22 protein-coding genes are annotated in these 21,543 nt (G+C 69.5%); 1 reads left to right on the top strand and 21 read right to left on the bottom strand.

Features of this window, described 5'->3' with window-relative positions:
* Both ODR01_RS12800 and gpJ read right to left on the bottom strand, forming a co-directional pair.
* On the bottom strand, nucleotides 1-1,442 hold a 1,442-nt coding region (locus ODR01_RS12800), incomplete at its 3' end, for a hypothetical protein (protein ID WP_316978058.1).
* Between the two features lie 11 nt (nucleotides 1,443-1,453).
* Complete coding sequence (gpJ, locus tag ODR01_RS12795) at nucleotides 1,454-5,278, bottom strand: TipJ family phage tail tip protein (RefSeq protein ID WP_316978057.1); 3,825 nt, start codon at nucleotides 5,276-5,278, stop codon at nucleotides 1,454-1,456.
* Nucleotides 5,279-5,280: 2 nt separating this feature from the next.
* Here gpJ and ODR01_RS12790 point away from each other — a divergent pair, with 2 nt between their 5' ends.
* Nucleotides 5,281-5,700: a hypothetical protein gene (locus ODR01_RS12790; RefSeq protein WP_316978056.1), complete on the top strand. Its 420-nt coding sequence runs from the start codon at nucleotides 5,281-5,283 to the stop codon at nucleotides 5,698-5,700.
* Here the strand turns inward: ODR01_RS12790 and ODR01_RS12785 are convergent.
* The 19 genes from ODR01_RS12785 to ODR01_RS12695 all read right to left on the bottom strand — a co-directional run bounded on the left by ODR01_RS12785 (nucleotide 5,673) and on the right by ODR01_RS12695 (nucleotide 21,542).
* Entirely contained in the window at nucleotides 5,673-6,179 is a 507-nt protein-coding gene (locus ODR01_RS12785) for an NlpC/P60 family protein (protein WP_316978055.1), read from the bottom strand. The two genes, ODR01_RS12790 and ODR01_RS12785, sit on opposite strands and share 28 nt — an antisense overlap.
* Nucleotides 6,180-6,189: 10 nt before the next feature.
* Nucleotides 6,190-6,669, bottom strand: coding sequence for a DUF1833 family protein (locus ODR01_RS12780; protein ID WP_316978054.1), 480 nt, complete (start codon nucleotides 6,667-6,669; stop codon nucleotides 6,190-6,192).
* Between the two features lie 10 nt (nucleotides 6,670-6,679).
* Nucleotides 6,680-7,039 (bottom strand): hypothetical protein, encoded by a 360-nt coding sequence (locus ODR01_RS12775; protein ID WP_316978053.1) that lies wholly within the window; start codon nucleotides 7,037-7,039, stop codon nucleotides 6,680-6,682.
* 3 nt (nucleotides 7,040-7,042) lie between these two features.
* Entirely contained in the window at nucleotides 7,043-9,346 is a 2,304-nt protein-coding gene (locus ODR01_RS12770) for a phage tail tape measure C-terminal domain-containing protein (RefSeq protein WP_316978052.1), read from the bottom strand.
* Nucleotides 9,343-9,693 (bottom strand): DUF1799 domain-containing protein, encoded by a 351-nt coding sequence (locus tag ODR01_RS12765; RefSeq protein WP_316978051.1) that lies wholly within the window; start codon nucleotides 9,691-9,693, stop codon nucleotides 9,343-9,345. Before ODR01_RS12765 ends, ODR01_RS12770 begins: the two co-directional genes overlap by 4 nt.
* 5 nt (nucleotides 9,694-9,698) lie before the next feature.
* The gene (locus ODR01_RS12760; RefSeq protein WP_316978050.1) at nucleotides 9,699-10,034 is read right to left on the bottom strand and encodes a hypothetical protein; all 336 of its coding nucleotides are present in this window, start codon (nucleotides 10,032-10,034) and stop codon (nucleotides 9,699-9,701) included.
* An 88-nt stretch (nucleotides 10,035-10,122) separates the two neighbouring features.
* Nucleotides 10,123-11,367 carry a hypothetical protein gene (locus ODR01_RS12755; RefSeq protein WP_316978049.1) on the bottom strand — a complete coding sequence of 415 codons (1,245 nt, stop codon included), beginning with the start codon at nucleotides 11,365-11,367 and terminating at the stop codon, nucleotides 10,123-10,125.
* A 3-nt stretch (nucleotides 11,368-11,370) separates the two neighbouring features.
* Nucleotides 11,371-11,547 carry a hypothetical protein gene (locus ODR01_RS12750; RefSeq protein WP_316978048.1) on the bottom strand — a complete coding sequence of 59 codons (177 nt, stop codon included), beginning with the start codon at nucleotides 11,545-11,547 and terminating at the stop codon, nucleotides 11,371-11,373.
* A gap of 9 nt (nucleotides 11,548-11,556) precedes the next feature.
* Nucleotides 11,557-12,015 carry a hypothetical protein gene (locus ODR01_RS12745; protein WP_316978047.1) on the bottom strand — a complete coding sequence of 153 codons (459 nt, stop codon included), beginning with the start codon at nucleotides 12,013-12,015 and terminating at the stop codon, nucleotides 11,557-11,559.
* Nucleotides 12,015-12,530 carry a hypothetical protein gene (locus ODR01_RS12740; RefSeq protein WP_316978046.1) on the bottom strand — a complete coding sequence of 172 codons (516 nt, stop codon included), beginning with the start codon at nucleotides 12,528-12,530 and terminating at the stop codon, nucleotides 12,015-12,017. The genes ODR01_RS12745 and ODR01_RS12740 overlap by 1 nt, the downstream gene beginning before the upstream one ends.
* Nucleotides 12,527-13,192, bottom strand: coding sequence for a hypothetical protein (locus ODR01_RS12735; RefSeq protein ID WP_316978045.1), 666 nt, complete (start codon nucleotides 13,190-13,192; stop codon nucleotides 12,527-12,529). The genes ODR01_RS12740 and ODR01_RS12735 overlap by 4 nt, the downstream gene beginning before the upstream one ends.
* Before the next feature lie 34 nt (nucleotides 13,193-13,226).
* Nucleotides 13,227-13,688 (bottom strand): hypothetical protein, encoded by a 462-nt coding sequence (locus ODR01_RS12730; RefSeq protein WP_316978044.1) that lies wholly within the window; start codon nucleotides 13,686-13,688, stop codon nucleotides 13,227-13,229.
* Between the two features lie 118 nt (nucleotides 13,689-13,806).
* Complete coding sequence (locus tag ODR01_RS12725; RefSeq protein ID WP_316978043.1) at nucleotides 13,807-16,113, bottom strand: phage major capsid protein; 2,307 nt, start codon at nucleotides 16,111-16,113, stop codon at nucleotides 13,807-13,809.
* On the bottom strand, nucleotides 16,113-16,355 hold the full coding sequence (locus tag ODR01_RS12720; protein ID WP_316978042.1) for a hypothetical protein: 243 nt from the start codon (nucleotides 16,353-16,355) through the stop codon (nucleotides 16,113-16,115). The genes ODR01_RS12725 and ODR01_RS12720 overlap by 1 nt, the downstream gene beginning before the upstream one ends.
* Nucleotides 16,356-16,634: 279 nt before the next feature.
* The gene (locus tag ODR01_RS12715; RefSeq protein WP_316978041.1) at nucleotides 16,635-17,528 is read right to left on the bottom strand and encodes a hypothetical protein; all 894 of its coding nucleotides are present in this window, start codon (nucleotides 17,526-17,528) and stop codon (nucleotides 16,635-16,637) included.
* Nucleotides 17,525-18,991, bottom strand: coding sequence for a phage portal protein (locus ODR01_RS12710; RefSeq protein WP_316978040.1), 1,467 nt, complete (start codon nucleotides 18,989-18,991; stop codon nucleotides 17,525-17,527). Before ODR01_RS12710 ends, ODR01_RS12715 begins: the two co-directional genes overlap by 4 nt.
* Complete coding sequence (locus ODR01_RS12705) at nucleotides 18,982-20,676, bottom strand: terminase large subunit domain-containing protein (protein ID WP_316978039.1); 1,695 nt, start codon at nucleotides 20,674-20,676, stop codon at nucleotides 18,982-18,984. The genes ODR01_RS12710 and ODR01_RS12705 overlap by 10 nt, the downstream gene beginning before the upstream one ends.
* Nucleotides 20,669-21,232, bottom strand: coding sequence for a DUF3486 family protein (locus tag ODR01_RS12700; RefSeq protein ID WP_316978038.1), 564 nt, complete (start codon nucleotides 21,230-21,232; stop codon nucleotides 20,669-20,671). The genes ODR01_RS12705 and ODR01_RS12700 overlap by 8 nt, the downstream gene beginning before the upstream one ends.
* A gap of 10 nt (nucleotides 21,233-21,242) precedes the next feature.
* Nucleotides 21,243-21,542: a VpaChn25_0724 family phage protein gene (locus ODR01_RS12695; RefSeq protein ID WP_316978037.1), complete on the bottom strand. Its 300-nt coding sequence runs from the start codon at nucleotides 21,540-21,542 to the stop codon at nucleotides 21,243-21,245.
* Nucleotide 21,543: the final 1 nt, after the last annotated feature.

Here is a 21,543-nt window from a genome sequence, read left to right as displayed (position 1 = left end):
GTGCCGCTCGGCTGGCCCGAGAGGTCGATATCGGCGACGTAGACCTTGCGGCCGGACCCGGCGTCGCGCAGCACGGTGAGCACGGCCGCCGTGTACGTCGTGCCGTCGTCGCGGCTGGCCGAGACGATGACGTCGGTGTTGAGCACGGCCGTCCCGGCGACGTCCTCGTGGTCCAGCGTAACGCGCGCGGACGCCGGCGCGGCGGCGGCGGTGATGGCCTCAGAAACGAGGGTCATGGCCGCCGACGTGGCCGTCTCGACGAACGCGCACGGCACGGTGTCGTTGATGTCCTTGGTGAAGGAAGCGCCGACGCCAACGGCCGCCTGCCACCCCGCGCCGCCGCCCGTCACCACTTCGAAGGTGGCGGCCGGCCGGTAGCAGCCGACGTAATAGGTGCCGGACGAAGGCACGGTATAAGGCGACGACAGGGTGAACGTCTGCCACCCCGCCCCGGCATGGACGGCCGCCTGTTCGGCCATGACGGTGTAGTTGCCGGCGCCGTTGTCCCGGTAGACGGCGACCTGCCCGGCGAAGGCGACGGTCGTGTAGACCGAGATCGACTGGATCACGGCGTCGTTCGTCGCCGCCTGGAACAGATCGACGAACTCGCGGCCCGCCCCATAGAGGGTGCTGGTGCGCGCCCGATTGTCGGTTTGCGTGACGTCGGCGACGGTGCCGTAGGTGCCGGCCGCGGCGTCGAAGAGTTCGCCCGTCGAAGCGGCGGCGTCGATCCCCGTCTGGTCCTCGAAGGCGTCGACCACCGCCGCGCCCAGCGACAGCGCCGAGCGGCCCATCAACTCGGAGATGTCGAAGGCATTCAGGATGGCCATGTCGCGGGCCGTCTGGTCGTTGCCGGAGAGGCTGGCCAGCAGGTTGGCGCGCGTCATCTTGCGCATGGCCCCGGCGCTGCTGTCGTAGACCGCCACCAGATCGGCGTCGTCGGCCGCAGCCTCGGCGGTCAGGCTGTTGGTCGCCTGGTCGACGTCGAGGTGGGTGCGCGCCGCCGCCTTCTGGCTGCCGTAGGCGCGCGCCTCCTCGACCCACGTCGTGCCGTCGCGCCGCAAGACCAGGCGCATGGAGGGATGGAGGAGCAGGAAGTCCGTGCCGTCGGCCAGCAGGATCTGGCCGGCGCCGCCGGCGGAGTGCTTGACGGTCGGCACGCGGGCGCCGTCGACGCTGCCGATCGAGATGAGCGCGCCTTCCGGCAGGTTGTCCTGCAGGATATTGGTGAGATCATCGGCGGCCGCCGCCCCCTCGGTGTCGATGGTGTGAAGGTAGCGGGTCGGCGTCACCGCGCCGGCCGCGATGGTCAGCGCGGCGGAAGCGTTGGCCCCCGGCATCTGGCGGACGGCGTCGTAGAAGCCACGCTGGCCGGCCCGCACCGGGCCGGTGTTGCCGGCGCCTTCCGGGAAAAAATCGTTCTTGGCGGGAAAAGCGACCATTTGGAATCTCCTCAGTAGCCCTTCGGATGGGCGTTGACGTGGCCGGCGATCAGGGCGCCGGCGATGCTCGTGCACTCGATCAGCGGCCCCGGCGCCAGGCCGTCGATGACGGCCCGGGCCGACACGGCGGCGCCGCCGTCGCCCAGCAGCGTCAGGCCGACGTCGACGACGCCGTGGCGATAGCTTTTGGCCAGCGGCAGGCGGGTGCCGCCGGCCGCCACCGCGAAATTGAGGAAGTGCTCCTCGACGTCGATGACGTCGGCCACCGCCGCCAGCCCGCGGATGCGGCCCCGGGCGGGCCCGCCGGCGACCGAGGCGCGAAACTGGTAGGACTGCGCGGCGAGGTCCATGGAGCCCGGCCACGGCCGCCAGGCGCCGAGGTCGGGAACGAAGGGCGCCTCGTCATCCCCGGAGATGAAGGGCAGGCCGTCGTCGGCCGGCACGAAACCGTCGTCGCCGTCGGTGCGCACCTCGATGGTGGCCAGGCCCTCGATGTCGCGCTCCAGGGTCAGGCGGGCGGGAACCCAGGCCGACGACGCCTCGAAGGAGGCGACGTAGACGAGGGGGGTGAAGCTGCCGGCTTCGTCGGCCGGGATATAGGCCGCCGAGTCGACTCCGGGCACCAGGGGCTGGGCATCGTCGGCCGAGATGAACGGGGCGAGGTTCAGCGCGGCCAGGTCGCCGGCATCGGCTTCGCCGCCGCTCAGGGTTCCCGGCCAGCCGAGCGCCCGGAAATCGACCGCCTCGACGATGTTGTCGACCCCCGGACCGGCGATGTCCTTGACCACGATGGCCGGCTCGCTCTCGTTGAACGAGCTGTCGACGGCGACGATGAACAGCGTCACGGTGCCGGCCGGCAGGCGCGACACGTCGAAGGGCAGCGTCACGGTGGGTACGGCCGGATGGGCGCTGGCGGCGCCGCCCGCCACCCGGTCGTCGCCCAGCTTGTAGGAGACCTTGAAGCCCAGGAAGTCGATCGGCGCCTGGTAACCCGGGGCATCGAGGATGCCGCCGTTCAGCGTCACCGTCGCCGGCCTGGCGGGGATGGCCATGCGGCCCATCACCAGGTGGCTGCCCACATAGGTCGCCGGCGATACCACGCCGGGGCGGGCGGCGGATGTCGCAATCAGGGTGAACTCGTATTCCACGCCCTCCTCGACCGGCGCCAGGCGGATTCTGCTGGCGAAGGCCGGGGCGGTGGCCCGCGACCACGGCTCGGCCGATCCCTTGCGGCGGAACCTGCCCTCGATCGATCCGACGTCGACGGCGATGCCCGACTGCGGGGCCAGCAGGACCTCGATCCCCTGCACCCAGCCGCCGCCCGGGCTGGGCACCATGGCCCGCTCGTCGGACACGATGTCGAGGATGGTCGGCTGCGGCGGCTCGGCCAAGGCCAGGCGGCCGGCGAAGGTCTGCTGGGCGCTGAAGACGGGCAGCGTCCCCTGGTCGGCGGTATGCACGGCCGGGGCCTCGTCGACCAGCTCCAGGCGGGCGTCGAGGTCGTCGAGGCGGGCGATCGAGCGCACGATCAGCGACACCGTCTCCAGCCCGCCGGCCGCCCCGAACTCGACCAGGTCGCCCGTCTCGGGCGCCTCGGCCGCCGCGATCGCGGGCGACAGGCTCAGCGTCCTGGTCTCGACGCTCGCCCCCGGGGTGACGACGTGAGCCATGATTTGCGTGCTATCGGCCCGCCGGACGCGCAGCGCGTAGCTCCGGCCGGTCTCGACGAGCAGCGTTTCGTCGAGCGTCAGGGCCGTCACGTTGCCGCCCCCGTCGATCTCCAGCGCCTTGATGCGCCCCTCGCCGAGGCCCCAGCGCATCAGGCGGTTGGCGACCCTGACCTTGCTGCCGCGCCGGCATTGCAGGTGCTCCATGTCGGCGTTGAGGAAATACTTGGCCGGCCGCAGCAGGGCCTCGGCCCAGCGGTACTTGAGGTCGCGCCACACCTGGCTGGCGCGATCGACCAGGAAATACTCGATGGTCTCGATCTCGGTGGCGGTGGTGGCGTCGAAGCCGTCGCGGTAGATCACCACCTCGTCCTGCTGCCAGTCCTTTTCCGGGTTGATGAAGGTGCCGCGCAGGGCGTGCGGCAGGTCGATGAAGTTGCGCTGGTAATCGAAGCCCCAGGAGTTGCGGGACGTGAACATCTGGGCCGCCGTCTCCTGCGGCCGGTCCCAGCCGACCGACAGCTTGCCGTCGGTGCGGTCGAGCCAGGCCCGCGCGGTGGCCAGGATCAGGTTGACCACCTCGGTCACCGTGCCCCGCGTGTCGATGACGCCGGAAACCCGGAACATCGGCTCGCCGTTCTGGTCCAGCACGTCGTTGCGCTGGGCGAAGGCCAGCCAGGTCGCCAGGTCGATCCTGGAATCGGGCTGCGGCTTGGCGTTGCCCCGCCGGCCGAGCCGCAGGAGGCCGAGCGCCACCCACGCCGGGTTGCGGGTGAAGACGGGCTCAGACCAGGCCTCGCCGTCCCACACGGGAAACAGCCGGCGGGGAACGCAGTTGTAGCTCTGGACGATGCCGTTGAGCTGGTTGGTGGCCCGGATGCGCAGCGTCTTGACCGACCGCCCCTTCGGGATCGCCGGCGGGCTGTAGGTGACCGTGCGCAGGGCCGAGACGATGCAGTCGTCCCTGATCTGCGTCGAGGTGTTGTCCGCCGTCAGGCGGGTGAAGACGACGTCGTAGCGGCCGCGCGCCGGCATGACGATGCGGAACGGATGGGTGTGCAGCGACGTCGTCGCCGCGCTGACCGCCTCGACGCCGGCAAGCGTCAGCGGGTCGCCGGATTCCGAGGCGCGGTATTCGATCTTCACCTCGACGGTGCGGCCGCCCGGGTTGCCGGCCGTGTCGAACGCGGTCAGCCCCTGAAACGACAGGTCGCCCGTCACCTCGTCGGCGTCGATGCGGCTGACCAGGGTGCGCGGCACGCCGGCCGTCAGGCGCACCGAATAGCCGTCCTGGCGGATGGTGTTGGTGTAGAGCGTCGGCGGCGTATCGTCGTCTGTGCCGGGCCTGAAGTCGCTCTCGACCCCCTCGTACTGCGCCAGCGGCACCGTGCCGATCCGCTCCTCGCCCATCTCCAGCGGCCCATAGCCGAGGTCGAACATCTGGCGCAGGTACTGGTCGGCACCCTGGGCCTCGGTATAGGGCGGGGCGTCGATGCGCATCATCGGGAACAGCCTGGCCTCGCCGATCACCGTTGTGACCGGTGCCCCGGCCTGGATGCGGTTCTGCGATCCGGTGATGGAGAGCGTGGGCGACGTCGTCGAGTTGAGGCCGGCAACCTCCGAGAGCTTGGCCGGCTGGATCGGCGCCACGGCGTTGACAATCGCGTTGCCGACAAGGGTAACCGCGACGGCCCCGAGGATTTGGCCCACATATAGTGTCGTCGCGGTGCCGGGCAACGTGAACCCACCAAATTGCAGGGCCGTCAGGCCTCCGACGTAGAACGCGGCGACGATCACCGCGATCGTCAGAATGGTGCGCAGAGGATTTTTACCGCCGCCACCACCACCTCCCTCGGGGCTCGCCACGACGCGGATGGACAGGTGCATCCCCGGCTTCGGGCGCACCACCCGCCACAGCTCGCGCGGGATATAGACGGCTTCCCGCGTCATCGCCCGGTCCACGATGTACACGTGGGCATGGGCCAGCAGCGCGCGGTCGGCTCCCGCCAAGCGGATCAATTCCTCGATCGTCGGCCCGGCCGGCAGTTCGACGTCGGTCACCCGGTCCGAGAAGGGATTCGGCGACGCCACGACCCGCAGGCCGGCGGCGATGGACGTGGCCGGCGCGGCGGTGATATGCTTTTTGCCGATTTGAACCGGGAGGCTCATCGATGCGCACCCTGCCGCTTCTTTTTGCCATCACTGCGATCAGTGCATGCACGTCCCTCGACGAGATTCGCCAATCGGAACCAATCCGCTCCGGTGCCTTCGGCGCCGGCTACAAAGATATGGCTGCCTGCATCGTCTATGAGACGGCGCGGCGCTATACCGTTTCCAGCGCCGTCTTCGAGAGCGGCGGAAGGGCGGTGCTCACATACACAAGCGAGGTCAGCGGACCGATAGGCACCATGCGCAATCCCGTGTGGGAGATGACCATCCACCAGGATGGCTCTCCGACAAGGAGCCGAGCGGAGTTTCGGTCTATGAAGACGGTTATCGGCACCACGCCATGGGCCGACGATGTCTGGCCGGTCGTTGAAACTTGTGCGCAGACGCTGACCGCTCATCTGTCGCCTCCCGTCCAGCGGTAGAACCCTCTCACCCGCCTCTCGAAATCCGCCCCGTCGTAGGGCACGCACACCGAATCAATGCCCTCCTCGACGTGCAGCATCCAGCCCGGCGCCGCCACCAGGCCGACGTGGATCGCCGCCCCGACGTTGCGAATCCACACCAGGTCGCCGGCCAGCGCCAGCTTCCCGCCCAGCGGCTCGTCGGGCGGCGCGCCCAGCGCCTCCCACACCGTCGTCCAGCCCTTCAGCCGCTCGCCCTCCATGTAGGCGGCGAGGTCCCGGTTGGCCTCGGCCTGGCCGGCCCGCGTCTCGCACGGCGTCCACACCACGCCCTCGTAAAGCGGATGGACGACGCCGAAGCGTTCGGCCTTGATCAGCCGGTAAAGGCCCCAGCAGTCGAGGCCCTCGCGGGTCCGCCCCTTGTCGTCCCACGGCAGGCCGACGTAGGCGTCGGCCCAGACCGGCGGGCGATTGAGGGGGGAAAGCCGGGGTCGCGCCATTGCCGCCTCCCTACACCGGCAGCGAATCGCAAGGGTAGGGTTCGTTCATCAGGTCCTCGAAGTGCAGGTCGCCGCTGAGGGTGAGCCCGTTGCCCTTGACGTTGCGCAGGGTGAACTCCATCGGCCCCATCTCGATCAGCTCGGGATCGCTGGCCAGCACGATGGTGATGGTCACCGTCACGTTCTCGCCGACCGGAATCGCCTTGACGAAATCGCCGATTGTCCGCGTCTCGCCGGTCTCCGGCACCTCGAACTCGCCGACGTCGTCCATCTCGATCCGCCCCACCGCCAGGCGCTCCGACGTCTCGTCGGGCAGCCCGACGTCGAAGGCGTGCCGGATGTAGGTCTGGCCCTGGTGGGGAACGTTCTGCTTGTTCCTGGCGATGCGGATCGGCGCCGCGAAGCTGGCGTGGTTGATCTCGGCCAGCACCAGCCAGGCTTCCCCGGTGGACTGGGCGTTGGCGGCGGCGATGCCCTGGGGTGTCGGCATGGCGGCGCCCCTACGGCATGATTTCGAGGGCGAGGCGGTATTGCACCCGGCCGCCCTTCAAGGGCATCGCCTTCGGACCGGCGGTGAAGCGGAAGGTCACGGCCTGCTGGGTGCGCGGATGGACCCAGTCCCATTCCAGCGACCCCTGCTTCAGCGTCTCGATGTACCAGGCCTCGAAGATGACGCCCTGCGCCGTCGTCATGATGTCGGTGGTGAACTGCATCGGCGTCTCGGCGGCCGTGAACTCGCGGCGCTGCTTGACCGGCCCGCTGTCCATCGGGGTGCGCTTCACCGGGAAGGGCAGCGTCTCCTCGAAACCTTCCAGCTCGACGAACGGCGGCAGCTCGGCTGGATAGACCGGATTGACCATTGCTCAGCCCCTCCGCACCGCCGGCGCCCGCCCGACCCCGAAATTGGACCGCATGGCTCCGTCGTACTGGCCCTCGTTGAGCCCCCGCTGCATCTCCTCGCGCAGCCACACGCGCAGCACCCGCTCGCCGTTCGGGCCTCGCGATTCCTGGGCGTCGGTCGCCTTCATCGCCGTGCCGCCCTGGTTGATCAGCTCGATCTTCATGGCGCCGCCGCCGAAGGCCTCGCGCATCTGCGACGGCCAGCCGACCACCTCACCCTTCTTGCCGATGAACGGCACCTCGTCGGCGCCGAGCTGGCCGCCGCCGTGCATCCTGGGAGCGCCCTCGAACAGCGACGCCGGCACGGCGCGGGGCCGGAAGGCGTTCGGCCCGCCGATCTGGCCGCCCTCGTGGCCGACGTTGGAGTTGACATAGAGGCCGTCGCTGGTGCCGCCGGCGCCGGACATCGAGTTGCCGCCCAGCCCACGCAGCCACCCGCCGAAGGCATCGGCGAGCGGTTCGAGGAAGGGCTTGACGATGGCCATCCGATAGGCCAGGCGCAGGGCTTCCTCGCCGATGAAATCGAACAGGTCGCTGGTCGCGAGCCGGCCGGTCTTGGCCCAGTTGACCCAGGCGTCCTCGCCCTTGCGCAGGGACCCGACCGTCAGGTCCTCGAAGTTCTGGGCCATGTCGCCGGCCTCGTCGGCGACTTTCAGGATGCCGCGCGTCACCCCGTCCTGCCACTCCTCGCTGGCATCCAGCATGTCGAGATAGGCCGCCCGGGTCGCCCGGCCCATCTCCGCGGCGGTGATGCCCCCGCTGCCGTACTCCAGCTCGATGATCCGCAGCCGCTCGGCGTACGCCTCCTGAGGCCCGCGCAGATCGTCGTAGAGCTGCTCGGTCAGGGCCAGCTCGCGGTTGGCCTTCTCCTGGGCGGCGAACAGCTTCCCCAGCTGGCTGATCTGCTCGGGGTCGACGATGCGCGCCTCGGCCGCCACGTCGATGCCCTGGCGGATGCCGCGCCTTTCGGCCTGCGCCTCCGGCCCCAGGGCGCGCGAGATGCGCAGATCGTCCGCCGTGTCGATGCCACGCTGGAGCGCCCCCGCCCGCTGGCCGAAGGCGTCGGCGTTGAGTTCGGCGACCATGCGCTTGATCTCGCCGACGGCGTCCTGGAAGACGCCGGGGATCTTCTCGAAGTCCTCGACCGTCACGTCGCCGCCGGCGCCGACCGTGGGGCGGAAGCCGGCCGACTTGAGGGCCTTCATCTGCTCCTCGGCCAGCGCCGAGCGGCCGATGAGAGCCGTCTGCTGTTCGAGATTGCGTAGCGCCGTCCGTTGCGCCTCGTTCAGTTCGGCGGGCGTCGGCGTCGCGTTAGGGTCGCCGATGGACGGCGGGGCCGTCCGGCCGCCGTTCTCGTACCACTCGTCGGGCGGAAAGCTGCCGGTCTCCAGGAGGCTGCGCAGTTCGCCGAGCCACATGGTCCAGTTGCTGAACTGCTTCTGGACGACGGGCGTCCGGCCCAGCGCTTCCAGGAAATCGTCCCACGCCTTGGTCATGTCGGTGATGGCGCCGACCATCCCGTTGTTCTGGGCGCCGGCGACGCCGCCGATCTGGTTGCGCAGGCCGTCGAGAACGATCCGCTGGGCCTCGGCGACGCGCCCGGTTTCCGCCAGCGAGCGGATCATCTCGCGCTGGCTTTGCGAGAACGAGATCCCGGACCTTCTCAGCGCGGTGATTCCCTCGACCGGCTCCTCCAAAGCCTTGCCAACCTGCAGGATGGCCGACTGCAGGTCGCCGCCCATCAGCGCCGCCAGGTCGGCCGACAGCTCGATGGCCTCGCGGAAGGCCTCGCCTTGGACCGACCTGAACGTGGACATCACGGCGATGCCCTGCCGCGCGGTGTCGTCGTCGAACAGCGTCGTGCGGGCCATGGCGTCGGCCAGCCGGTCCAGCTGCTCGCGGGTGTAGCCGGCGCTCTGGCCGGTGGCCTTCAGCACGGCGTCGAGCCGGGCGCTGATCTTTTCCGCGTTGGTGGTCTCGCGCACCACGCCGGCGATGACGAACTTGACCGTCTCGAAGCTGAGCCAGGCGGCGACCAGGCGCTTCACCTGGCCGGTCATCTCGGCCATCGCCGGACTGGTCTCGCGGACCTGGTCGCGCACGCCCTTCATGGACCGGCCGTGCTCGTCGGCCGCCTTGGCGCCGCTCCTGTTGGCGTCGCTGGCCGTCCGCCCCAGCTTCTCCAGCTCCTCGCGCGAGACCTTCACGGCGCCGACCAGGCCGTCGCCGTCCGCCGTCAACCGTACCGCCAGCGTGAGTTCGGTCATTCAGCCCTCCGCTCGCGCCAGGCGGCAATGGCCGCGGCTTCCATGATCCGCAGGCCGGCGAAGACTGCCGGCGTCAATGCGATCCCCCCCATCCGCGCCGTCGGCTCGATGGAGGCGTAAACCAGGCCGGTCGGCTGGCCGTCCATGCCGGCGAACGTCCACTGGGTGGCCAGCGCCATGAACAGCATCGCGGCGTCCATTCCCTCGGGCAGGACGCCGATGATTTCCTCGGATGGATCGTTCGCTTCGCATCGTTCGCGGATCTCCGGTGGCGCTCCGAACGCGGACAGGTCCTCGGCCGCCTCGTCGGCGCCGGCGGCGCCGCCGGCGGCCCAGCGGCGCGCCACCTCCCTCAGTTTTTTCTGACGGCCTCGCCGCTCATCGCCTCGCGATAGGCGCGGATCATCGCCAGGCGCATGTAGGGGATGGCGATCACCTGGTCGCGGGCGGCCTCCGAGAACGGCAGGTCGCCGCCGGCCGGGCTCTCGACGCCCGTCCACGGCCCCACCGCCGCCTCGCGCAGGAACTCGGTCTCCGAGATCTCGCCCTTGACCAGCGCCTCCAGGCGCGCCTGGGGCAGCGCCTTGAACGTGCAGTCGAAAGTGGCCTCGGCGAACTGGCCGCCGTCGACCGGGACGGCGGCGCGCACCGGCCAGGAGAAGGTGTGCTCGGTTTTCAGGATGAACATGGGGGCTCCTCTTTCTTCATTTCGGTCTGGCCCCCCCGATCAAGTCGGGGGGTGGCGGGCTCCTAAGGGCAAATGCCCGAGGAGCCCGTCACTTCACAGTGATCTTCAGCTCGTCGTCGCCGGCGTCGGTGGGGACCAGCGCCAGCGGCATGGTGAGCTGCGCGGTGCCGCTGTCGTTGTTGTAGGCCGGCGCCTCGATCTGCACGGCCGGCGCGTCGATCGCCACGCAGTGCCCGGAGGTCAGGCCGTGCGTCCAGCTGAGCGCGCCCTGCGTGCCGTCCTTGGCGATGGCGAAGAAGTCCTTGGTGCCGATCGGCGGGGCATCGATGACGCAGCGGCCGGTGCCGGCGCGGTCGTCCAGCGCGATCTTCTCGGTGTTGACCAGGCCGCGGTAGCGCACCGCCTGGCCGAGGTCGAGTTCGAGCGTCGCCAGGTCGGCGGCAAAGCCGTGCAGCGAGAAGGCGATGGTGTTGGTGCGGTTCGACGGCTTCGGGTCCTTGAAGCCGGAATAGTCCACCGTCGGCAGGGCGACGGCCGCCGGATCGGTGAAGAGGCCGATCAGCTCGACGTTGAGGCGCGGGAAGGCGTTGCTCGAAACCGCCGCCCGCACGTTGCCCCGCACCCCGGTCATCTTGTGCAGGATGCCGTCGAGGTTGACGTAGCAGGAGGCCGATTCCTCACCCTCGCTGACCGGGTCGTATTCGACCCTCGGCGGGGTCAGCGCGATGGTGTAGATGTCGCCGGCCTCGAACGCCGTGCCGACGGTCGGCACGATGGTGGCGCCGTTGGCGAGCGCGAAGGGCGCGGCGTCGGTCATCACCACGCCGGCGGTGTTGACGGCGGCTAGGTTGCCGACCGCCGGCGCCGACACCGTGAAGGCGGCGACGCCGGAGCCGCCGGGCGTCGTGCAGGTCAGCGTGACGGTGCGCGCCAGGTGCGCGGCGAAGGGGTCGCCCTTGGCGTAGGTGAAGGTGCCGACCGGCGTGTCGATGCCGGTGGGCGGCGACGTCTGGATGGTGGCGTTGCCGGTGAAGGCGGTCTCGGCCATGCCGCAGGCGCGCAGGATGGGGCCGTAGGCAGGCGGCGTGCCGGCGGTGCCGGACCCGGCGAACTCGATGCCGAAGCTGAGCCGCGAGTGAACGCCGACCAGCGTCGCCGGCGTCTGGCCCAGGAAGGGCTTCAGGATGCCGCGCCGGAGCGCCTCGGCCTGCAGCGGCGTCAGCTCGACGTCGAGGGCCTGGATGGCGTTGGCCAGCCCGGTCGGCACCGGGTCGACCCCGTATTCGGTCTCCATCTTGAGGAGAACCGCCTTCTTGCGCCACTTGAGCGACATCGTCTACTTCTCCTTCCGCTTGCGCCCCGGCCCGGAACCGGGCTTGGGCGCCGCCGTTTCCTTGTCGGCGGCCGGGGCCTCGCGCCCCTCCGCCCCGCCTTCCGGCGCCGCCGGAGCGGGCGCCCCGGCGGGCTCGATCTCGCCGATCTCCCTGACGATGTAGCTGCCGCCCTTGCGCATGGGGTCCTCCTACTGCGTGTGCCGGGTGGTGAGGCCGAGCCGGACGGAGTGGCAGAGCACGCCGGCGAACATCACCGGGCCGCTGTCCTCGACCTGCAGGCCGATGCTGTCGCCGTCGCCCACGGTGTCGTCGACGACACCGCCCAGCGTCTCGTCGGCCCGGAAGGCGTCGCGCCCGGCTTCCACCAGGTCGTCGAACGCGATCTCCGAGGCGGCGGCGTCGTCCAGGCTCATGTAGCCGCGGATCTGCCAGCGGTGGGTGACGTCGTGGCGGCCGATCGTCCGGCTGGTCTCACGGGTGGCGACCCGCCGGATCAGCCATCCGAGAACCTTCCCGGAGGTCTCGAAGAGCGTTCTGAAAGCCTTCTGATCGTGGGCGTAGCGCTCGTAGGAATGCACCAGGCCGATGCCGGGCACGCTTTCCAGCTTGGCTTTGATGGCGGCGCGGATCTCGTCGACGTTGGCCATCACGACCCCGCCACGCGTGCCAGGATGCGGCCGGCCGCCGCCGCGAAGTACCCCTCGATCTGGGCGCGGCAGCTGTCGAGGGCGCGGGTGAACATGAAGGCGCCCTCGGTGCCGCGCGCCGCGATCTTGCGGGCGATCAGATAGCCGACGCTGCGCGCCTCCTCGGGCCGCACGCCCAGCTTGAGCCTGGCCCAGTCGGCCAGCGGTTGGATCGGCGGGAAGTGCGGCTTGGTTCCCAGCTCGACCGGCACGGCGTGGACAAGCGGCGTGCCGACCATGCCGATGACGCCGTCGGCCAGGACCTCGGGCTCGCGCGCCGAGATCGAGCCTTTCAGGCCGGCGCCGCCGCCGATGCCGACGGGCGTGTTCTCTTTCGTCTCGCGCTCCAGCAGCAGCTCGGATTTCCAGGCCGCGGCCGCCAGTTCCTCGATGACGATCTCCGGCGCCTCGCCGAACGCCCTGGCGACGGCCGCTGCCTGCTGGGTGTCCAGGTGGATGGAGATGCCGTCGCTCACCGGAACCTCCCCCGATGAACGATGCGGTCGTTGCCGCGCGAATCCCCCATGTCGAGGTTGACGACGGCGCCGGCGGGCACCTGGCGCTTGTCGTCGATCCCCAGCTGGTTGAGGTAGGACTGGCGCAGCGTCTTGGCCCGCGCCGCGTAGTCGCGGCTTTTCGACTGCCAGTCGACGGTGTCGGCGGCGATCGTCGGCTGGCGGTTGCCGGCGTAGAGGCTGGACAGCTGTTCCAGCAGGAGCGCCGCCGCCCAGCCGGCCACCGCCTCGCGGTCGGCGACGGGCACGGTGTCGCCGCCGGCGTCGACGGCGTGCTTGACGGTGTACTTGACGATGACGGGGGTGGCGGCCGCCAGGCCCAGCTCCATGCGGATCCGCTCGCCGGCCAGGCCCTGCTCGACGACGCCCGCGAACGGCTGCGGATCCTCGCCGTCGGAAAGGGCCAGCCCGGTCAGGCGGCTGAAGCGTGCCTCCCAGCCGGCGGGAAGGGGAAGGAAAACGCCGCCCGCGGCCGCGACTTCCTCGATGGCGGGCACCGGCCGGTCCGTCGAGTAGCGGACCACCGCCAGCTCGATCGCCGCGTCGCGATCGGCCGTGGCGATTTCGCCGCTGTCGTCGCGGACCAGGTTGTCGACCAGGGTTTGGAAGTCGGCGAGTGCCACGGGCAGCTATCCTTCTCGAAGCTCGGCTTGGCAGCTAGCGTCGGATCAGCGTGATGACGACGTCGATGTCGTCCCACGTCGGGTTGGTACCGGTGATCACCAGGTTGACGGTGATGACGCTTTCATCGGCAATCGTCGGCGCGGCAAGGGTTCCTTCGGCCACCGCTGCGGCCGTCACCGCGATGGGCGCGGCAAGGATCGTGGTGCCGTCGTCCAGAACGTCGACGGTCAACGTTGGCGTGGTGCCGCCGGACGCGCGGGCCGAGGCCGAAACGCCCAGCACCTTCGCCGGGAAGGGAAGCTTGAGGCGAACCACCGCGGTGACGTCGGCGGTGAACTGGCCCTGCAGATGGATGGGCACGATCTGGACGCCGGGCGTGGCGACGGCGATGTTTGGCGTCGCGGCCCGGGCGTCGTCGACCGGCGCCAGCTGGTTGAAAAGAAGGGCGGCGGCGATCGCCACCGCCAGGGAGCACAAGGTAAGCAGCTTCTTCATGGCTGGTCTCCGAAACTCTGCCCGCCGGCGGCGGGATCGGCATCCGCCGGCGGGCTGCATACGAGGGGCCGGGCTCCCGTCCGAGCTGATCCGGCCCCCGCTCGCTGGTGAAATGCCGTTAGCCGGCGACCACCGCCTTGTAGGCGCCGCGGAAGTCGACGACGTTGCCGCCGTAGATGTGGCGGATCTTCCAGGTCAGCTTGTCGTGGCTGAACATGGAGCCGCCGGTCGGGCTGTCCTGGACGAAGATCTCGGGCTCCTCGTTGCCGTCGAGGAAGCCGATTTCGACGATCGGGATGTCGTTCGGATCGCAGGTGACGGCCCAGTCGGTGGCGTCGGTCCAGTACCACACCGGGATCACCCGGATGAGCTGGCTTTGGACGAAGGTCTTGTCCTGCTCGGTGTTGCGCCGGAAGAGGTCGACGCCCGTCTCTTCCAGGGGGTCTCCCACCCAAAGGAAGGCCGGCGGGATGCCGATCTTGTCGCCCGAGTCCTTCTCCGTCTGGTTCAGCATGGCCAGGCGGGCGGCGGCGAAGCTGGTCTTGTCGAGCGCGGCCGAGCCCAGGTTGCCGTGGTCGGCGTGGAAGAAGGCGACGCCGTCGTAGATCGCCGGGTTGAGGCGGATGAAATCGAGCACGAACTTTCCGAGCGTCCGCTTGGCCGCGCGGCTGAGCTTCGTCGGGATCTGGCGGATGACGCCGACGTCGTCGTTCTTGATCATTTCGAGCGTCACGTCCTCGGTGCCGCCCTTCTTGGCGACCGCGTAGGTGGCCTTCTCGTCGGTCGGCGAGGCCAGGGCCACGTAGGGATCGCCCTGGGCGACCGTCGGCAGGTCGCCATAGCCGCCGAAGCGCGTCCGCTCCTGGGTGCGGAAGTCGTTGATCGGCACCGGGGTGCCGGCGAACTGGCGCCATACGTCGTAACGGGTCGGGACGCGATAGTCGGCGACCATCCGCCGGGCGATGGAGCTTCCCAGCACGTCGTCGAAGGAGGCCGAGTCCAGGGACTCGCGCAGTACCGCCTGGTCGCAGTTCTGGCGCAGGCCGGTGACCAGCTTGTCGCCGGTCGCCGAGACGTAGCACTCCTTGAACGACCGGGCGTGGCGATGATCCTTGTGGGCGGGGTCGAAGAAGGCGTCGAACATCGCCGCCACCTTTTCCGGCCGGGTCACTCCGGACTCGATGCGCGACACGTCGCCGAGGTCATGGACCCGTCCGCTTTCGGAGAACGGCGCCAGGTACTCGACCTCGTCCTTGATGGCCTGGTCAACCTCGGCCTCGGTGAAGGTCTCCATCGTCTCGAACTTCTTGGTCAGCCGGGTCTTGGCCTGGGCCGGCAGGGTCGAGCGCTCGATGCGGATGCGCATCTGGGAGCGGGCCTCGACCATGCGGACCGCCTCGCGGAGGTCGCCGCCGGCGGGATCGCCGGTTCCCGGGTCGGCGGCGGCCGGATCGGCCACGGCCTCGCGCAGGATCTGCTTGAGATCGTCGTCGGTAAGCTTGTCGATGGTCTTGCCCTTCAGCAGGCCCTTGGCCTCCAGGAGAGCGATGAGTTCCTGCCGGTCCATGACCGTTTCCTTTCTGCTTTCAACGAGGGAAATGACGGCGCCGCCGGCGCCGGGCTCGACGATCAGGTCCACGGACTTGACCTTGACGATCTTGGTGGCCTCGCGGACCGCCTGGCCGCCGCGCGTCGCCTTCCTGGCGGTGCCGACGGCGTCGATCGAGAAGCCGAAGAGGCCGGTGAGGCCGCGATCCCAGGCCTCGCGCAGCTTGGTGGCGACGTCGCCTTCCGGCTCGATCAAGGTCAGCGTCGCCTGGATCTCGCCGCTGTCGGGCGTGGCGCCCTCGACGAAGGCGGCGCCGCTCAGCTGGCCGATCAGGTTGCGCACGTCCTTGCCGCGGCCGGCCAGGTGCTCCTCGTCGGACTTGACGAAGACGCGCACCCCCTCGACCAGCGGGACGGCCTGGCGCAGCGTCGCGTCGCTGTAGAAGTTGTTGTTGCCCGAAAGCCCGGCGTGCACCACGCGGATCTTCCAGACGCCGCCCGCCTTGCCCGCCTCGACGAAGGCGCCCGAGGCCTCGGCCATGCGGGTGCCCGCCGGCTCGACCGGAACGTAGGTCTTCTTGACCTCGACCGGCGTGCCCAGCGCGACCTTGGTGCCGTCCACCGTGTAGCCGTACTTCAGCAGCCGGCCATCCTTGGCCTCGACCACGAAGTTGTCGTCGAAGACGGCCTGGATGTAGGGATACCAGTCCTCGGTGCCGGCCAGCGCCAGCGCCTGGCGCACGGCGCCCTGCAGCAGGTCGCGCAGCTGCGTGAAGTCGCCCTCGAAAGCCTCGCGGATGGCGTCGGCGCCGATGAGGCCGAGGGCGGGAACGCCCCGCGCCTCGCGGAAGTTGACCAGACGGTCCCGGCGCCTCATCAACCGATCTCCGCCTCGCGCTTCTTGCCGTCGGCGGTGACGGCGACCAGCTTGTTGCCGGCGACGGCGAAGGACAGCACGTCCTCGGCACGCAGCTTGCGCTCGACCGGCTTCATCGTGTCCCGTTCGCCTTCCTTGCCCTTGACCTTCTGCAGCACGACGATCGTGCCGCCGAGAAGCTTGGCGACGTCCGCCTTGCTGGGTGCGGAGGCCTTGGTGGTGGTGTCGGACTTCGTTTCCATGGCGGGATCCTCTCGATGGGAAAAACGAATCGGCCTTGATCGCCGAACCGGTGGGTGCCACCATACCGGCGTCGTTTCCATGGGGCGTCTCCGGAACAGTTCCGGGAGAGACGCCCATCCCCTCCAGATCCGGTCTCCCAAAACGACTTTTCCGGCGCCGGTGAATATCGCGTGTGGGGCGATTAAGAGGCCGTGAGAGGCATTAAGAGGAACGCGGCCCCACAACCCCCCGCATTGCGGCCGCCGCGCGCCCACGCCCCGCTGCCGGGACGAGGTCTCTCAATCCTCGAAGAAGGGCCTGAGGATCCGCTTCGCGGGGTTCCTGGCGATCTCCTCCTTCGACAGCGGCTGGCGGCCCGGCTGCCTCACGTCCCACTCCTCCATGTAGGGGAGAGACGTGCAGCCGCAGTTGATGGTCTCGGACGGCGGCGCCGCCGGGTCGCGCGGGAACATCAGCCGGTGGCCGCCGACGATGAACGGTTGATCCACGTCGACGATCTGGCCGTCGGCCAGGTCGTGGGCGATCCGGCTGTGCACCTTGCCGGAGCGGCGCCATTGCTTCTTCAGGCCCGGCAGGTAGATGGCTGCCTGCTCCTGGCGCTCCTGGGCGGCGACCGAGAAGGCCCGGCCCATCTCGGTCCTGACGATGGTGATGGCCCGTCCCCGCCCGCCCTCGATCATGCCGGCCACCGCCGACACCGCGTCGCCGGGCGTCTGGGCGCCGACCATGGAAAGCCCGATCTGCGAGCGCACCCGGCCCGCCACCTCGGCGGTGACGTTGCGCAGGCGGTCGGTCATGAAGGTGCGAATCGCCATCAGCTGGCGGACGTCGACCTCGGGCAGCACGGCCGACAGGCGGATGCCGCCGGCCCTGACCGATTCGTCGATGAGGTCGACGCCGATGGCGTGCCCCCTGGTGGTACCGGCGCCGCCGGCCTTGGCCAGATCCTCGCCGATCCCGGCCAGCGCCTTGTCGATGTTGCCCTGGATGTTGGGCAGCTGCCAGGCCTGGAACTCGCTGGCCGTGGCCGCCAGCTCGGCGCGCACCAGGTCGCCGGCCGATTGCAGGATCTTCGTCACCTCGCCGGCGGTCGCCCTGAAGGCCTCGTTGTAGCGCTTGACCTGGGCGGCGCGCGCGGCCAGGAAGCGGCGCGTCCTTTCGGCGTCGGTCATGGCGCGGCCGTTTCGTCCCCACCGTCGCCAAGCCCGGGGAACGTGTCGGCCTCGGCCCGGCGGGCGGCATCGGCCCCAGCCGCCTCCAGCTCGGCGGCCGGGTCGATCTCCAGGCCGAGCTGGCCGGCCACCAGGGCGATGAGCGCGATGGCCGTCGCCTCGGAAAGCAGATGGCGATCGACCGCCGCGGCGGCCGCCACCACCACCTGCTGGAGCGCGGTCGCGAACTTGGTGGTGTCCCGCGCGGTCAGCTCGGGGAAGTTGGCGCTGACCTGGTAGACGTCGTCATCCGTCAGGCTCTCGATGTCGCGGCCGATCGCCCTCAACCGCTGGCGGATCTGATAGGCGCCCAGCATCTGCAGGACGTGGCCGAGGAAGGTCTGGCGCATGGTGAAGACCTTGACGGTGGGTTCCCCCATCTCGCCGGCCGTCGCCCGGTTGACGTCGCCGCCGCCGCCGAACCAGTGCTCGGGGACCGTCAGCCCTCCCAGGATGTGGTTGCGGAAGAGACGGGCGTTGTTGCCGCTTTCGTAGCTGCCGAGTTCGGGGGCCACAGCGTCCCATTCCTCGCTGTCGTTGTGGACGCGCACGCTGCCGGGCTTCGGCGGGACGATCTCCTTTGCCCGCTTGGCCACCTCGTCCGGCGTCGCGCCCTTGAGCTTCACGTCGTAGATGAAGGCGCGCAGGAAGTCCCAGCGCTCCAGTTCCCCGAACATCGCCTTGTCGTAGGCGTCGAGCCAGTCCATCTCGGGCAGCAGGTCGGAGTTGCCGCGAGAGGTGTTCGAGAGGTCGTTGACGGCGAAGTAGAAGGCCTCGCCGTCCGTGAAGGTGTCGCGGATCCCGCGCGTGCGGGCGCTGAACACGTCCTCCGGCCCGTTGATGATGACCCGGTAGCGCCGCTGCTGGCCCTTCTTGTTTCGCCGCACCACGACGCCGATCGGCTGCTCGATGTTGTCGGGATCGGTGACCACCGTCTCGATCAGGCCGGGGTCGAGATAGCCCAGCCGGACGTGGCCGTTGACCTCGTTGACGAAGGTCGGCCAGCACTGCTCGCCGTAGAGGGCCAGCTCGCGGACCTTCTTCGGCAGCTTGATCGCCATGGTGTTGATGGGATCGCGCCAGAAGGCGTCGATCCACTTCTGGGCTTCCTCGTCGGGAACGGTCAGCGTCACCCCGTCGGCCAGCAGGTAGGCGACCGGCAGTTCGACCAGGCGGTTGGCCAGCGGGTTGGTGCGCCACAGATAGACGGCCAGTTCCTGCATGCGCTCGCGCGTCATCGGCGACAGCTCGCGGCGCGAATCGCCGCTCAGGCGGCGCCAGCCCTCGTCCTCGTCGTCGATGGTGGTGCCGGCCGCCTCGACGAAACGTCTCTTCGTCTCCCCGGCCGCCGGCTGCGGCTCCGCACCGGCCGGCGCCCCAACGGCAAACGACAGCCAGTTTCCGAGCTTTAGCATCAAACCCATCGCCGCCTCCCTCCGTTCCATTCGGTGCCGCTCGGCCGCGCCAGCATCGGCCCCCTCTCGGCGCCCGGCCGCGCTTCGGGGCGGAAGGTGTCGGCGGTCTTTTCGACGGTGGATCCCGCCGGCGGCTGGGTGCCGTCGCCGATCGCCGCCGCCCACGCCAGGACGCCGGCGACGGCGGAATCCCCGTGCCGGTCCTTGCCGTCCGATCCCTTCACCTTTGCCGCCGACATCGCCGGCTTGCCGTCGCGCAGCACGACCAGGCGGTGGTCCTGGATGGTGTCTTCGGACTTGTTGACGCGGATCTGCTTGTTCTCGAATGCCCGGCGGTATCTGGGGAACCACTCTGCGTACCAGCCGGCCGACAGCATCACGAGTTCGACGAACGAAGGCCCGAGAAGCTGTAGCGCTTTCTCGGCGTGCTCCTGGCCATTGCCGCGGCTGTCGAACTTGGCGTTCTGGAGCAGCGGCAGGTTGGTCAGCAGGAACTCCGTGATCTGCCACTGGACGTCGAAGGGGATGTTGCGCAGCTCAAGCTGAAAGGCCTGGCGCCAAACGCCGGCACCCTCTTCCTGCAGGACGAAGTCCACGGACAGGTCGCCGGATCGGCCGAAGTCGCGCCCGAGCGCCGTGCGCCGGGCGGTGGGCATGGCGCGCACGATGGGCGCCAGGACTTCCTCGATCCAATCCTGTGTCTTGCGCTTTCGGTCCGCATCGAGAACGAACTCGGCCGGACGGGAATGACGGACGATCGGGATCGTATCGTCCTGGCAGGGCTCGATGATCAGGCGCGTGAAGTAGGCGCCGGAGCCGCGCTTCGGCACGCAGTCCAGTTCCTCGGCGGCGTCCTCGGCGTCCGGGTAGTCGGCCCGCACGCCTTCGCGGTATTCGCCCTCGGCCTCCTGGCTCCAGATCCAGTTCTTGATCAGGCAGACCCGGCGGTAGAAGCCCTCGCGCAGGGCGTCGTCGAAGGTGACGCGATGATGCGACCAGGGCAGCTTGCCGGCCAGAACGTCGCGCAGGAACTCGGCGAAGTCGTTGTCCTCGCCGTTGTGGGTCGAGACGATATCGACCCGGCCGCCCCACATGCGGAAGGCCAGCGCGCCCTTGATGACCTCGCGCAGGTTCTCGTGAAAGGCCGCCTCGTCGATCCTGGCGTGGCCCTGCTTGCCGCGCCAGTTGTAGGGGTTGGAGCTGTGCGCCTCGATGCGGAACCCGCTGGACAGCTTGACGACATAGCGCAGGATGTCGCGCCGCTCATCCTCGACGAGGACCGTGTCCCTCCAGACATCGATGGCGCCCATCGCCTGGCCGAAGGCCCGGGCGAAGAAGGCGCAGTCGCCGACATACTCGGCGGCCATCGCCTGGTTGTAGCCCATGTAGTGCTGGTTCATGCCGCCGGCATCCCTGGCCAGCGCGGCCTCGATCACCGACTCGGCCGCCAGGCATCCCCACGAGAAGCCGATGCGCCGCGATTTCTCTCCGATCCGAACGGGCGACGTGTCGGCGTGCCAGCGGGCCTGATAGGTCAACAGGACGTTGGGAACTTCGGAAGGCTTCAGGCGGTGTGAGGCCCGGTCTTCCTGCATCTCCTCGACCAGGTCGAGCGCGCGGGTCTTCTCGTCGCCTTCCAGCGGTGCCGACGAAAGAAGTACAGGCTCCTTTTCCCGGGCGGCGGCCTCATCCATCCTGGCCCTCCACGGGCACGCCGAGAATGCTGCCGCGGATGAAGGCCGCCTGCTCGGCGGTCAGCCCCTGGGACTTGGCCACCTTGTCCACCGTCTCCGCCGCCTTCTGCCGCTCCTCCTTCGCCACCTGCTCGCGGACCTTGGTCTCGAAGTCCTGGTCGAAGCGCAGCGCGCGGCCCAGCTCGGCCAGGCCCTTGCCGAGGAAGGCGACGTCCATCGCGCTCAAGCCCGCTTTGACATCCTGCATCTTCATCATCATGTCGAAGACCAGCGTCCGCGCCATCTCGACCAAAAGCCGGCCCTGCTTGCCCTGGGCCGCGGCGTCTCCCAGTTCCTTCGTCAGCGCCGTGGTGATCTCGCGGCTTTCGCGGAGACGCCGGGCGACCTTGTCGAGGTCCTGCTTGTAGCGGCCGACCGCCGAGCGCGACCGGGGGACTCCCTGCTCGTCGAGCCAGGCCACCACCTGGTCGATGGTCAGCGCGTCCTCGGCCAGCATGAAGTTGAGGCGGGCCAGGACGGCCTCGGGCAGGGTCTTGATCGTGGATTTGACGGGCATCGGACCCCCCTCAATCGTGGGGGCTGGGGCGTTTGACTCCCGGCACCGTGGCGCGGCCGGCCTCGACCTCGGCGCCGCGCTCGGTCAGGCGGGCGACGTGGATGATGGCGTTGACGACGTCGACCCGCACCAGGCCCTGCTCGGCCAGCCACGCGAAGTCCCCGCGGATCACGTCGCGGCTGGCGGTGTGGCCGATGGTCTCGAGCGCCGTCTGCATCACCGAATCGTTGACGGAATACCCGGGGTCGCCCGCCAGGATGTGCAGGATGGCGATGCGGCGGTTCTCGGTGACGACTTGGCGGTAGTCCATC

The sequence above is a fragment of the Shumkonia mesophila genome (genome assembly GCF_026163695.1).
Taxonomy (GTDB): Bacteria; Pseudomonadota; Alphaproteobacteria; order Rhodospirillales; family Shumkoniaceae; genus Shumkonia; species Shumkonia mesophila.
Note: the sequence above shows the minus strand (reverse complement) of the source record. Positions and strands in the feature narration are given on the sequence as shown.

Bases quoted from the DNA above. Each gene is read 5' to 3' on its own strand.
- gpJ (WP_316978057.1), bottom strand. From the start codon at position 5,278: ATGAGCCTCCCGGTTCAAATCGGCAAAAAGCATATCACCGCCGCGCCG.
- ODR01_RS12790 (WP_316978056.1), top strand. From the start codon at position 5,281: ATGCGCACCCTGCCGCTTCTTTTTGCCATCACTGCGATCAGTGCATGC.
- ODR01_RS12785 (WP_316978055.1), bottom strand. From the start codon at position 6,179: ATGGCGCGACCCCGGCTTTCCCCCCTCAATCGCCCGCCGGTCTGGGCC.
- ODR01_RS12780 (WP_316978054.1), bottom strand. From the start codon at position 6,669: ATGCCGACACCCCAGGGCATCGCCGCCGCCAACGCCCAGTCCACCGGG.
- ODR01_RS12775 (WP_316978053.1), bottom strand. From the start codon at position 7,039: ATGGTCAATCCGGTCTATCCAGCCGAGCTGCCGCCGTTCGTCGAGCTG.
- ODR01_RS12770 (WP_316978052.1), bottom strand. From the start codon at position 9,346: ATGACCGAACTCACGCTGGCGGTACGGTTGACGGCGGACGGCGACGGC.
- ODR01_RS12760 (WP_316978050.1), bottom strand. From the start codon at position 10,034: ATGTTCATCCTGAAAACCGAGCACACCTTCTCCTGGCCGGTGCGCGCC.
- ODR01_RS12755 (WP_316978049.1), bottom strand. From the start codon at position 11,367: ATGTCGCTCAAGTGGCGCAAGAAGGCGGTTCTCCTCAAGATGGAGACC.
- ODR01_RS12750 (WP_316978048.1), bottom strand. From the start codon at position 11,547: ATGCGCAAGGGCGGCAGCTACATCGTCAGGGAGATCGGCGAGATCGAG.
- ODR01_RS12745 (WP_316978047.1), bottom strand. From the start codon at position 12,015: ATGGCCAACGTCGACGAGATCCGCGCCGCCATCAAAGCCAAGCTGGAA.
- ODR01_RS12730 (WP_316978044.1), bottom strand. From the start codon at position 13,688: ATGAAGAAGCTGCTTACCTTGTGCTCCCTGGCGGTGGCGATCGCCGCC.
- ODR01_RS12725 (WP_316978043.1), bottom strand. From the start codon at position 16,113: ATGAGGCGCCGGGACCGTCTGGTCAACTTCCGCGAGGCGCGGGGCGTT.
- ODR01_RS12720 (WP_316978042.1), bottom strand. From the start codon at position 16,355: ATGGAAACGAAGTCCGACACCACCACCAAGGCCTCCGCACCCAGCAAG.
- ODR01_RS12715 (WP_316978041.1), bottom strand. From the start codon at position 17,528: ATGACCGACGCCGAAAGGACGCGCCGCTTCCTGGCCGCGCGCGCCGCC.
- ODR01_RS12710 (WP_316978040.1), bottom strand. From the start codon at position 18,991: ATGGGTTTGATGCTAAAGCTCGGAAACTGGCTGTCGTTTGCCGTTGGG.
- ODR01_RS12705 (WP_316978039.1), bottom strand. From the start codon at position 20,676: ATGGATGAGGCCGCCGCCCGGGAAAAGGAGCCTGTACTTCTTTCGTCG.
- ODR01_RS12700 (WP_316978038.1), bottom strand. From the start codon at position 21,232: ATGCCCGTCAAATCCACGATCAAGACCCTGCCCGAGGCCGTCCTGGCC.
- ODR01_RS12695 (WP_316978037.1), bottom strand. From the start codon at position 21,542: ATGGACTACCGCCAAGTCGTCACCGAGAACCGCCGCATCGCCATCCTG.